Consider the following 12,173-nt stretch of genomic DNA (forward strand, 5'->3'; position numbering starts at 1 on the left):
TTCGACCTTCGACTTTAAAACTTTAAGACTTAACAATGAAAGTAACACAACATATAGAAGACGCAAAAGGAGAAACGTTATTCTCTTTCGAGATTATTCCGCCTCAAAAGGGGAAGAATATTCAGGAATTATACGACAATATCGATCCTTTGATGGAGTTTAATCCGCCATTTATTGACGTTACGACATCTAGGGAAGAGTTTATCTATATTGATAAAGGCAATGGATTGTTAGATAAAAAAATGACCAGAATGCGCCCGGGAACACTTGGGATTTGTGCGTCTATAAAGCACAAGTACAATGTAGATACTATTCCGCACGTGCTTTGTGGTGGTTTTACTAAGGAAGAAACCGAGTATTTATTGGTGGATTGTCATTACCTAGGACTAGACAATGTGATGGCACTTCGTGGTGATGCTATGAAAGACGAACAGTCTTTTGTTCCAAAAATGGGTGGAAACAATTTCGCGGTAGACTTGGTACATCAAATCAACCAATTGAATGATGGGAAGTATTTACATGACGTAATGCACATTGATAACAAAGCCGATTTTTGTATTGGAGTGGCGGGTTATCCGGAGAAACATTTAGAATCCCCGTCTTTACTTTCTGATTTAAGAAGATTAAAAGAAAAAGTGGATGCAGGTGCTGATTATGTGGTGACCCAGATGTTTTTTGACAATGCAAAATATTTTGAATTTGTTGCCAAAGCACGAGAAATGGGAATCACAGTGCCTATAATTCCGGGAATTAAACCTATCGCAGTACAAAGACATTTGCAAATATTACCGCAAATATTCCGTATCGATTTACCAGAGGATTTGATTCATGAAGTGGAGAAATGCAAGACCAATGCTGATATTAGACAGGTGGGAATCGAATGGGCAATCCAGCAATCATTAGAATTAAAAGCGGCTGGTGTTCCTGTGTTGCATTATTATTCTATGGGTAAATCAGAAAATATTCGACAAATAGCCTCTAAGGTTTTTTAGGAGCTTTTTCCAGCTGTCCGCTATATCTTTTACAAAAAATCCAGTTCGCCGCGGCGAACTGGATTTTTTGCAAAAGGATGCCGCTTCCATCTGGGCTATGGTATTTGTGATTATTTACAGTAATTGTCATTCAGGAAAATAATTTTAAATCAGACTATTTTTATGCGTCTAAATGACAAAAGGGAATTGATATTTGATAAGTTTGCTACAATAAAATTTCAATTGAAAACAATGAACCCAATTCTGAAACAAGACCTAAACGATATTGAAACGATCCTTGAAAGAGTAAAACAGCAAGGAATTGATTTTTTAAATTCAATTGATACTATTCCTACTTCTACAAAAAACACCATAACCACCGACAGAAATCTGGACGATTCGGGTTTGGGAGCATTGTCCGCCTTAGAAGAATTCAACCAGCGGTTGGCTCCTTTGATGGTTTCGCAAACGGGACCTCGCTATTGGGGATTTGTAACAGGTGGCGTTACACCGGCTTCCATTGTTGGTGATTGGTTGACAACTATTTATGATCAAAATACGCAAGCCACAAAAGGACGTGGTGGAGTTTCAGCTTTAATTGAAATTGAAACGATCAACTTACTTTTGCAATTGTTAGATTTGCCAAAATCTTTTCTTGGCGGATTTGTTACGGGTGCCACCATGCCTAATTTCACCTGTTTGGCTGTCGCTCGACAATGGTTCGGAAACCAGTTGGGAAAGGATTTTGCCAGAAACGGAATTTCAGAATCAATCCATATTCTTTCTGCAACACCGCATTCGTCTTCTATAAAATGTTTGGCGATGTTAGGGATAGGAAGTCAAAATTTCACCAAAATAAAAACTATCGAAGGAAACCGTGAAGCGATAGACATTGCCGATTTAGAAAAAAATATCGAAAGTCTAAACGGAAAACCTTTCATTTTAATCTCCAGTGCAGGAACGGTAAATACCGCTGATTTTGATGATTTCAATGCGATTACCAAACTGAAAGAAAAACACAATTTCTGGTGGCATATCGATGCCGCTTTTGGAGGTTTTGCCGCTTGTTCGCCCAAGTACAAACATTTAGTTAGTGGCTGGCATAGCGCAGATTCAATTACTATCGATTGCCATAAATGGCTGAATGTTCCTTACGAAAGCGCTTTTTATTTGGTTAAAGAACAACATGAAAATCTACAAGTAGAAGTTTTTCAAAACTCGAATGCGCCTTATTTGGGTGACCCATTGGAGAATTTTAGCTATCTTAATTTCTTGCCGGAAAATTCGAGACGTTTAAAAGCATTGCCAGTTTGGTTTTCGTTATTGGCGTATGGCAAACAAGGATATCAAGAAATTATAGAAAACAGTGTTGCTATGGCGTTGCAATTTGACGATTTTATAAGTCAAAACGAAAACTACGTACTATTGGCACCAACACGTTTGAACAACGTTTGTTTTACTTTGGCGGGAGACCACAATCAGGAAAAAGTGAGTTCGTTTTTGACAGTTCTTAACGAAAAAGGCAAAGTGTTTATGACACCAACAATTTATGAAAACCGAAAAGGAATTCGTGCTTCGTTTGTGAACTGGAGAACGAGTGAACTGGATATTCAGATTGCTATTGCCCAAATGGAAGAAATTCTTTTGTCAATTTAAGAATTGAATTCAGAAATTTTTTGATAAAATTAGGACAGTGAATCATTCTATTTATTTTTTAAAACAATTTGCTTTTTGCTTACAGGGTTATAAATGCTTATATTTGATTATTAGCTTCTAATTATTTAGATATGAAATACTTATTCTATACACTTCTAGTGACCGCAATTACGATTACTTCCTGTAAAAATAATGACACCGAAAAAGAACAAGCTGACCCTAGTACTGTAGTCCCTTTTTGGCAGCAATCAACTTCAGCGGTTCAAGGCCAATCAACATTGCCCACCGAAACACAAAATAATTCAAAAATAGCTACGGCTACTTTACCTGGTATGAACCCTCCACATGGACAACCAAATCACCGTTGTGATATACCAGATGGAGCACCCTTAAATTCACCGGGAAATGGAACTGCGGCTGGACCGTCAGCTACTGCCCAACCTTTGCAAATAGGTACAAGTACTCAAACAGCAACCGCTAAAACAGTAACGCCGAAGGGAGTGAATCCTCCACATGGAGAGAGTGGCCATCGTTGTGATATAGCTGTAGGAGCGCCTTTAAATTCAAAACCTTTAACAACTACAAGCGAAAATTCAGATGAAGCTTCACAAAAATATACTCTTCAGCAACCAGTGCCAGCTTTATTATCAACTACTGCTACTGAAACTCCTTCGGGAATGAATCCTGAACACGGAAAAGACGGTCACCGTTGTGATATTGCCGTGGGAGCCCCGTTACCGAAATCATAATTTTAATTTTTCCCTTACTATAAAAAAAGAAGCTCATTTAAAATAATTTTAAATGAGCTTCTTTTTTTGTCTGAACACTAAAAACTGACCACTGCCTACTTTTTCGTAATCTCCCTGAACACTGCCTCTAGATTTTTATTTTTCTGATTAAGTTGCAAAGTTTTTAAACCATTTGCTGTGGCAAAATCAAAAACGGCAGGGCGCATATCTTTGTCAGTTGTAAAGGTCAATTCCCAAATCATATCGTGGGTATTTTTATAAGAAGTAAGATTTTCGATTTTAGCAATTGCTTGCTCTTCGATTTTATAATCAAACTCTACTTCAATAACTTGTTCTTTGTCTTCTGAGATTAAGTTATCCATTTTTTTGTCGGCAACTATTTTTCCGTTGTTGATGATAATCACGCGGTCACAAATCGCTTCCACTTCTTGCATAATATGCGTTGATAGAAAAACGGTTTTGTCTTTTCCCACGTTTTTAATCACGTTCCGAATCTCGATTAATTGATTCGGGTCTAGACCAGTTGTAGGTTCGTCCAGAATCAAAACATCAGGATTATGCAACAAAGCATTGGCAAGTCCCACACGCTGGCGGTACCCTTTCGATAATTGTCCTATTTTTTTATGACTTTCTGTGCTTAATCCTGTCAGTTGAATCACTTCTTCGATTCGGGATTTAGCCACTTTATACACATCAGCATTAAAAGACAGATACTCTCTCACATACAAATCCAAATACAGCGGATTATGTTCTGGTAAATACCCTATGGAAAGCTGAACTGCTTTTGGTTCTGAATTTACATCGTGACCATTTACAACAGCTGAACCTTCATCTGAATGGATGTAAGTTGTCAATATTTTCATTAATGTAGATTTTCCAGCTCCATTTGGACCTAAAAAACCAACAATTTCTCCTTTGTTTATAGAAAAGGAAATGTTGTCTAGTGCTTTTTGGGCACCGTAACTTTTGGAGATGTTATTTACTTCTATTGACATATTGTATTATTTTGAACAAAAGTAAACAGAAAAATTATTGATTTATAGTTTTTTCACAATCAATAACAAATAAGTGAATATCATAAAAAAAGAAAACAATGTTTGATATATTTAAAAATAGAATAATATATTTATAAAAAATATAGAAAATATGAGTCAAGAAACTATAAAACCAAATAGTTTGTTTAAAACATACAGCAGTATTATTTGGTTGCTTTGTGGTATTATCGCTGGAAGTATATTAGGATTAGTTTTTGGTAAAGGAGTAGAAGTTATAAAACCACTTGGAGATATATTTTTGAATTTACTTTTCACGGCTATTATTCCTTTAATTTTCTTTACGATTGCCTCATCCATCGCCAGTCTTGAAAAATCAGAGAAATTAGGGAAGTTGTTTGTGGTTGTAATTGGTGTTTTTCTAAGTACCGTGTTGATATCCGCAATACTGATGATTGTGGGAGTACTGATTTTCCCCATACATCAAGATATAATCATTTCCAATATTCCATTAGAGAGTATGCAAACTGAAAGCGGAGGTTCTCAAATCACTCAATTATTGACCGCGGGTGATTTTTATGAGTTGCTTTCCAGAAAAAGTATGTTGGCATTAATTATATTTTCTTTTTTAATTGGCTTTGCCAGTTTACGTTCTGGTGAAAAAGGAGAAGGCTTTAGAACTTTTCTAAATTCTGGTAACGAGGTGATGAAACAATTATTGCATTTGATTATGAAAACGGCTCCTGTAGGATTAGGTGCCTATTTTGCATATCAAGTTGGTATTTTTGGGCCACAATTATTTGGTGCTTATGCGAAGCCTTTAGGGTTGTATTATGGGGTTTGTGCTTTCTATTTTGTAGTTTTCTTTAGTTTATACGCTCTTCTTGCAGGAGGTAAAAAAGGATTAAAAGTATTTTGGGGAAACAATATAACACCATCTTTAACTGCTTTAGGAACTTGCAGTAGTATCGCTACTATTCCGGCAAACCTGGAAGCTGCTGAGAAAATGCAAATACCAAGTTATATTAGAAACGTAGCAATACCTCTTGGCGCTCCTTTACATAAAGACGGATCAAGTATGTCTTCGATTATAAAGATTGCGGTTATATTTGCGATGTTTGGAAAAGATTTTACGGATCCATACACCTTGCTTACGGCACTAGGAATTACAGTAATCGTTTCGGTTGTTGAAGGAGGAATTCCAAATGGAGGTTATATAGGTGAAATACTGGCCATCACGATTTATGGTTTCCCTATGGAACAAGCTTTACCCGCAGCAATGATCGTAGGAACATTAGTAGATCCTATGGCTACACTTTTGAATGCTAACGGTGATGTGGTTTCCTCTATGTTGATTACCAGAATTTCTGAAGGAAAGAATTGGCTATCATCTAGATTGACTACTTAGGGTGGATTTTGATGTTCCTTTGGAGTTTAATTTCAAAGTATATATTGGAATTTTCAATAAAATTCATTTTCTAAGGATATTTTAAAAAGAATATAATCAGCTTTTAATGATTATTATGTAATTAAAAACCAGTTTTTTAGAGAATACTTTTTTTGTTTAATAAAAAAGCTCTTTTTTTTTGGTGGCCTTAATATTATTTATACATTCGCATAGAATTTATTTCATAAAAGACAACACAATGTTGAATAACCGATTTTATTTTAGCAATACTTATTATTTCATCTGGAAAGAGGATAGGGATTGTTGTATGGTTATTTAATTAAAATATTAAATAGATAAATATAAATATACAATCCCGATTCGCATCGGGATTTTTTTTTGCGTTAAAGTGAACAAAATGAATACAAAAATTGCAATACAAGGAATATTAGGATCTTTTCATCATCAGGTGGTTCAAGAATATTTTGACCAAGTGGTTGAAATTGAGGAGTGTTTGTCCTTTGAGGAATTAGTGGATAGTCTAATGTCCGGTAAATCAGATCAGGCAGTAATGGCTATAGAAAATTCTATTGCAGGGCCAATTATTCCAAATTATGCTTTGATTGACAAGAATAATTTGCACATAATTGGGGAACATTATTTAAGTATTCATCAAAATTTAATGGCGCTTAAAGGTCAAAAAATGGAAGATATATTGGAAGTTCATTCCCATCCGATGGCATTATTACAATGTATGGATTTCTTAAAAAAATATCCAAACGTAAAATTAGTTGAAGACAAAGACACCGCCGAAACGGCTCGCAGAATTCAGCAAAATCAGTTAAAAGGTATTGCAGCGATTGCCAGTCAAACTGCTTCTGAAATGTATGATTTGGAAATTTTAGCACCAGAAATTCAAACGATAAAAAACAACATGACTCGTTTTGTTATCATCAAAAAAGAAAATTCTTTCTTGAAAGAAAACGAAATTAATAGAGCTTCTCTAAAATTCGAATTGGATCATAAAAGGGGAAGTCTAGCAGCGGTTTTAAATGTAATGAGTGATTGTAAAATAAATTTAACCAAAATACAATCTTTACCTAAAATCGAAACGCCTTGGAAATATTCTTTTTTTGTGGATGTAACATTCGAAGATTACAATGATTATGCAAAAGCAAAGTCATTATTAGAAATTATGGCTGAATACTTCAAGGTATTGGGCGAGTACAAAAACACAAAACCCTAATCCCGAAGGGATAAAAGGCAAAAGGCAAAAGGCAAAAGGCAAAAGGCAAAAGGCAAAAGGCAAAAGGCAAAAGGCAAAAGGCAAAAGGCAAAAGGCAAAAGGCAAAAGGCAAAAGGCAAAAGGCAAAAGGCAAAAGGCAAAAGAAATAGAGTTGAGTAAATTAGTAGTATAAATTTAATAAATCTCCCAGTCCGTTAAGGCTCCCTTCCCTCCGGGGAGGGTTGGGGAGGGGACAAAAAACCATGATTACAACAGCAAAGCGTTTAGATATAATTGAAGAATACTATTTCTCTTCAAAACTGAGAGAAGTAAGACAGCTTGCTTCTGAAGGGAAACCTATTATCAATATGGGAATTGGAAGTCCGGATTTAAAGCCTTCAAATGAAGTTATTGAAGCGGTAACACTGGCAATGCAAGATGAAAATGCACATCAATATCAGAGTTATCAAGGATTGCCAGAATTAAGAAAAAGCATGGTTGATTTTTATAAAAACAATTATAATGTTGACTTAAATCTCAATACGGAAGTTTTGCCTTTAATGGGTTCTAAAGAAGGAATTATGCATATTTCATTGGCTTTCTTGAATGAAGGGGATCATGTTTTAATTCCGAATCCTGGGTATCCAACATATACTTCGGTGACAAATTTAGTAGGTGCCGTTCCAGTTTATTATGATTTAAAAGAAAGTAATAATTGGGAGCCAGATTTTGAAGCTTTAGAAAAATTAGACTTGACTAAAGTGAAAATCATGTGGATGGGTTATCCTCATATGCCTACGGGAGCTAGAGGGAGTATTGGATTATTTGAAAAGTTAGTGGCTTTCGCCAAAAAACATCAGATATTGTTAATAAATGACAACCCGTATAGTTTTGTTTTGAATGACAATCCAATGAGTTTGTTGCAAGTAGAAGGAGCGAAGGACGTTTCATTAGAACTTAATTCTCTGAGCAAAACATTTAATATGGCAGGTTGGCGTGTGGGTATGGTTTTAGGAAATGCTGCTTGTATCGATGCTGTTTTGAAGGTGAAAAGTAATATGGATAGCGGTATGTTTTTTGGAATACAAAAAGGAGCTATAGCGGCATTGAATTGTGATAAATCATGGTTTGAGGATCAAAATGTAATTTATAGAAAAAGACGAATTTTAACTGAGCAGTTAGCGGAGAAATTAAATTGCAAGGTGTATAAAGAGGGAGTGGGATTGTTTGTTTGGGCAAAACTACCGGAAGGAATAACTTCTGCTGAAAAGTTTATTGACAAAATACTGCACGAGAAACATATTTTTATTGCCCCTGGAACCATTTTTGGAAGCAACGGAGAAGGATATATTCGATTTGCATTATGTGTAAAAGAAGAGAAAGTACAAGAAGCAATTGATAGATTTAACTAAATGAAAATTTACATAATAGGAATAGGATTAATAGGCGGATCGATGGGTTTGGATATAAAAGAATTATACCCAGAGGCAACAGTTTATGGAATTGACACTAATGAAAATCATATTCAAGAAGCTTTAGATATAGGAGTAATTGATTCAGAAGGAAAATTTGAAAATTTATCGAATGCAAATTTTGTAATTGTATCTGTACCAGTTGATGTTGCTCTAACAGTTTTGCCTAAAGTGTTAGATGTAATTGGTGAGAATACGATTGTATTTGAAGTGGGATCGACAAAAGCGCCAATTTGTGAAGCGGTTGCAAATCATTCCAAAAGAAGAAATTTTATAGCTACCCATCCCATTGCAGGGACAGAATTTTCGGGGCCATCAGCGGCAATAAAGGGGTTGTTTCAGGGCAAAACAAATATCATTTGCGAAGTCGAAAGAACAGCGTTCAAATTGCAAGAGAAAGCCTTGGATCTTTTTAAAGCTATTGGAATGAGAATAAGATATATGGAGCCTAAATCACATGACAAGCATATTGCTTATGTCTCTCATTTGTCACATATAAGTGCATTTATGCTAGGAAAAACAGTCATAAACAAAGAAAAACACGAACAAGATATATTTGATATGGCGGGAAGTGGATTTGAAAGTACGGTTCGTCTGGCCAAAAGTTCACCTGCTATGTGGACTCCTATTTTTAAACAAAACAGAAAGCAAGTAGTAAAAACATTAGAGGAGTATATTTCTAATTTGACCCAATTTAAAGAACTACTAATAAACGAAGATTACGATGCTATTTACGAAGAAATGGAAAGTGTCAACAGAATAAAAGAGATATTAAACGGAATGGTAAAGTAATCATTGGTTAATAAGAATAATGAAACATAAACATTCCCGTTTCGGCTCCCTCCCTTTCGGGGAGGGTTGGGGAGGGGAAAAACGATAATAAAACTAAAAACTAAAACAAGATGGAAAACAAGAAAGAAATGAGAACATGGTTGGAAAACTTCAATTTAACTCATCCACTAGTAATAGCTGGTCCTTGTAGTGCGGAAACAGAAGATCAAGTATTGAAAATTGCACATGAATTGAAAGATTCTGATGTAAGTGTGTTTAGAGCTGGAATATGGAAACCAAGAACACGTCCAGGTGGATTTGAAGGTGTAGGAGAAATTGGTTTGAAATGGTTGCAAAAAGCAAAAGCAGAGACAGGATTGCTTATGGGTACTGAAGTAGCTACAGCTGCTCATTGTAAGTTGGCGATAGAACACGATATTGATGTATTGTGGATTGGAGCGCGTACTACTGCAAACCCTTTTGCGGTTCAAGAAATAGCGGATACTTTAAAAGGAACAGATAAAATTGTTTTGATTAAAAACCCTGTAAATCCAGATTTAGCTTTGTGGCTAGGTGGTGTGGAACGTTTACATATGGCAGGAATAGAGAAGTTAGGAGTGATTCATAGAGGGTTTTCTACTTATGAGAAAACAAAATACAGAAACATTCCAGAATGGCAGATTCCTATAGAATTGCAAAATAAATTCCCTGATTTACCTCTTATCATTGATCCATCTCATATCACGGGAGACCGCGCTATGATTCTTGAAGTAACTCAACAAGCGTTAGACTTGAATTATGACGGTATGATTATCGAAACACATGTTGATCCAGATAACGCTTGGAGTGATGCTGCACAACAAGTTACACCAACAGCTTTAAAACAAATTTTTATAGATTTAAAAATTAGAAAATTAGAAGGGGAAACGGATGAATACAACCAGAAGATGAAAAAATTAAGAGCAAACATCGATGTTCTTGATGCTTCACTTCTTGAGCTATTAGGTAAAAGAATGAAAGTAGCTGACGAAATAGGTCAAGTGAAAAAAGAAGGGAATGTAGCTGTATTACAAAACACCCGTTGGAATGAAATTTTAGGAAAAATGATTTTAGAAGGAGAACAAAAAGGGCTTTCTGAAGAATTTGTACTTAGAATGTTTAAGGCAATTCACCAGGAAAGTATTGGACACCAAGAGAAAATATTAAATGCTTAATTAGAATTATATTTAAGACTACAACCCCATAATTTATTTGAATTATGGGGTTTTTGATTTCTAAGGAACTAGAGATCTATTGTTCAAAGTGAAATTCTTTAAACTTTAAACTTTAAACTTCAAACAATGAATTATCTTTGCAAAGAATTAAGGTTTTACCTCGAAGTCTCAGGATAAAATCATAATTCTTAATTTGTAAATCAAGCATGACAGGAATCGTATATAAATCTACAGGGAGTTGGTACACCGTTAAATCATTACAAGGTGATTTTATTGAGTGTAGAATGAAAGGGAAGTTTAGGATAAAAGGTATAAAAAGTACTAATCCTATTGCTGTTGGCGATATTGTGGATTATGAACACGAAGAATCTTCGGATACCGTTACTGGTACGATTCATAATATTCATGAGAGAAAGAATTATATCGTTCGTAAGTCAGTGAATCTGTCTCATCAGATGCATATTATTGCCTCTAATATTGACCGTGTTTTTTTATTGATTACTATTAATAATCCACCTACAACTTTTAATTTTATAGATCGTTTCCTTGTAACTGCTGAGGCTTACGGGATAGAGACAATTCTAGTTTTTAATAAAATTGATACTTTAACCGAAGAAACGCTAGACGAGCAGTTGTATATGCAACACGTCTATCAGGAAATTGGTTATAAATGCTTACGAGTCTCATCAACTGAAGGGACGGGTGTGGCTGAGTTACAAGAAATGATGATAGGGAAAGTGAGTATGTTTTCTGGGCATTCTGGTGTTGGGAAATCAACTTTGGTAAATGCTATGGAACCTTCGTTACATCTTAAAACAAAAACTATTTCTGAAGCAAGCAAGCAGGGACAACACACTACGACATTTGCTGAAATGTATGATTTGTCTTTTGATGCTCGAATTATCGATACTCCAGGGATAAAAGGTTTTGGAATTGTTGATATGGAAAAGGAAGAAATTGGGGGTTATTTCCCTGAATTTTTCAAGTTGAAAGATCAATGTAAATTCAATAACTGTTTACATAAAGAAGAACCACATTGTGCTGTTAAGGCAGCTTTAGATAGAGATGAGATAGCTTGGTCACGTTATAAAAGTTACTTGAAAATACTGGAAGGCGATGACGAGAATTATCGTACTGATGTTCACGATGAAGATCGAAAAGCAAGTGATAAAACTAGAGAGTAAGCCTCCTATCCCCAGAAATGGGAATTCTAATAGTACTGTTTAATTTATTGTGATTTAGAAAATTTTATTCTTTAAAATATGAAAGTCGTACTTCAACGTGTTTCCTCAGCATCTGTAATTATCGAAAATAAAGTAGTAGCTGATATTCAAAAAGGGCTATTGATTCTTGTTGGGATTGAAGATGCTGACACGCAGGAAGACATCGACTGGTTAGTGGGTAAAATCACTAAAATCCGGATTTTTGAAGATGAAAACCACATTATGAATTTATCGGTTCAAGATATAAATGGTGATGTTATTGTCGTGAGTCAATTCACCCTTCATGCTACCACTAAAAAAGGGAATCGTCCTTCCTATATAAAAGCAGCAAAACCTGATGTTGCCATTCCGCTCTATGAAAATTTCGTGAAGGAATTAGAAAAGGAATTAAATAAAAAAGTACAAACTGGGGTTTTTGGGGCTGACATGAAAGTTAGCTTAATTAACGACGGACCAGTAACAATACTGATTGACAGTAAAAACAGAGAATAAGTTTTACTGAGATTAAACCCA

11 protein-coding genes are annotated in these 12,173 nt (G+C 35.2%); 10 read left to right on the forward strand and 1 reads right to left on the reverse strand.

What is annotated here, in order from left to right; translation table 11 throughout:
- The first annotated feature begins 35 nt into the window (after window positions 1–35).
- From metF to FLAK523_RS05950, 3 genes are all read left to right on the forward strand, one after another.
- Window positions 36–992, forward strand: a complete 957-nt coding sequence (metF, locus tag FLAK523_RS05940; protein ID WP_248907564.1) for a methylenetetrahydrofolate reductase [NAD(P)H] — start codon at window positions 36–38, stop codon at window positions 990–992.
- Window positions 993–1,223: 231 nt separating this feature from the next.
- Window positions 1,224–2,627 carry a pyridoxal-dependent decarboxylase gene (locus FLAK523_RS05945; protein ID WP_248908053.1) on the forward strand — a complete coding sequence of 468 codons (1,404 nt, stop codon included), beginning with the start codon at window positions 1,224–1,226 and terminating at the stop codon, window positions 2,625–2,627.
- 131 nt (window positions 2,628–2,758) lie between these two features.
- Entirely contained in the window at window positions 2,759–3,376 is a 618-nt protein-coding gene (locus FLAK523_RS05950; RefSeq protein ID WP_248907567.1) for a hypothetical protein, read from the forward strand.
- A gap of 95 nt (window positions 3,377–3,471) precedes the next feature.
- On the opposite strand, the gene gldA is transcribed toward FLAK523_RS05950, so the two are convergent.
- Window positions 3,472–4,371, reverse strand: coding sequence for a gliding motility-associated ABC transporter ATP-binding subunit GldA (gldA, locus tag FLAK523_RS05955; RefSeq protein ID WP_248907569.1), 900 nt, complete (start codon window positions 4,369–4,371; stop codon window positions 3,472–3,474).
- Between the two features lie 151 nt (window positions 4,372–4,522).
- Between gldA and FLAK523_RS05960 the strand changes: the two genes are divergently transcribed.
- The 7 genes from FLAK523_RS05960 to dtd all read left to right on the forward strand — a co-directional run bounded on the left by FLAK523_RS05960 (window position 4,523) and on the right by dtd (window position 12,152).
- A complete protein-coding gene (locus tag FLAK523_RS05960; RefSeq protein ID WP_248907570.1) occupies window positions 4,523–5,776 on the forward strand; it encodes a dicarboxylate/amino acid:cation symporter in 1,254 nt (417 codons plus the stop codon).
- Between the two features lie 397 nt (window positions 5,777–6,173).
- Window positions 6,174–7,001: a prephenate dehydratase gene (locus tag FLAK523_RS05965; RefSeq protein ID WP_248907572.1), complete on the forward strand. Its 828-nt coding sequence runs from the start codon at window positions 6,174–6,176 to the stop codon at window positions 6,999–7,001.
- Window positions 7,002–7,243: 242 nt separating this feature from the next.
- The gene (locus FLAK523_RS05970) at window positions 7,244–8,392 is read left to right on the forward strand and encodes an aminotransferase class I/II-fold pyridoxal phosphate-dependent enzyme (RefSeq protein WP_248907574.1); all 1,149 of its coding nucleotides are present in this window, start codon (window positions 7,244–7,246) and stop codon (window positions 8,390–8,392) included.
- The gene (locus tag FLAK523_RS05975; RefSeq protein ID WP_248907576.1) at window positions 8,393–9,244 is read left to right on the forward strand and encodes a prephenate dehydrogenase; all 852 of its coding nucleotides are present in this window, start codon (window positions 8,393–8,395) and stop codon (window positions 9,242–9,244) included.
- Between the two features lie 110 nt (window positions 9,245–9,354).
- A complete protein-coding gene (locus FLAK523_RS05980) occupies window positions 9,355–10,437 on the forward strand; it encodes a bifunctional 3-deoxy-7-phosphoheptulonate synthase/chorismate mutase type II (RefSeq protein WP_248907578.1) in 1,083 nt (360 codons plus the stop codon).
- A gap of 206 nt (window positions 10,438–10,643) precedes the next feature.
- Window positions 10,644–11,621: a ribosome small subunit-dependent GTPase A gene (rsgA, locus tag FLAK523_RS05985; RefSeq protein WP_248907580.1), complete on the forward strand. Its 978-nt coding sequence runs from the start codon at window positions 10,644–10,646 to the stop codon at window positions 11,619–11,621.
- A gap of 78 nt (window positions 11,622–11,699) precedes the next feature.
- Window positions 11,700–12,152, forward strand: a complete 453-nt coding sequence (dtd, locus tag FLAK523_RS05990; RefSeq protein WP_248907582.1) for a D-aminoacyl-tRNA deacylase — start codon at window positions 11,700–11,702, stop codon at window positions 12,150–12,152.
- The last annotated feature ends 21 nt before the right edge of the window (window positions 12,153–12,173 follow it).

The sequence above is a fragment of the Flavobacterium sp. K5-23 genome (assembly GCF_023278045.1).
GTDB lineage: Bacteria > Bacteroidota > Bacteroidia > Flavobacteriales > Flavobacteriaceae > Flavobacterium.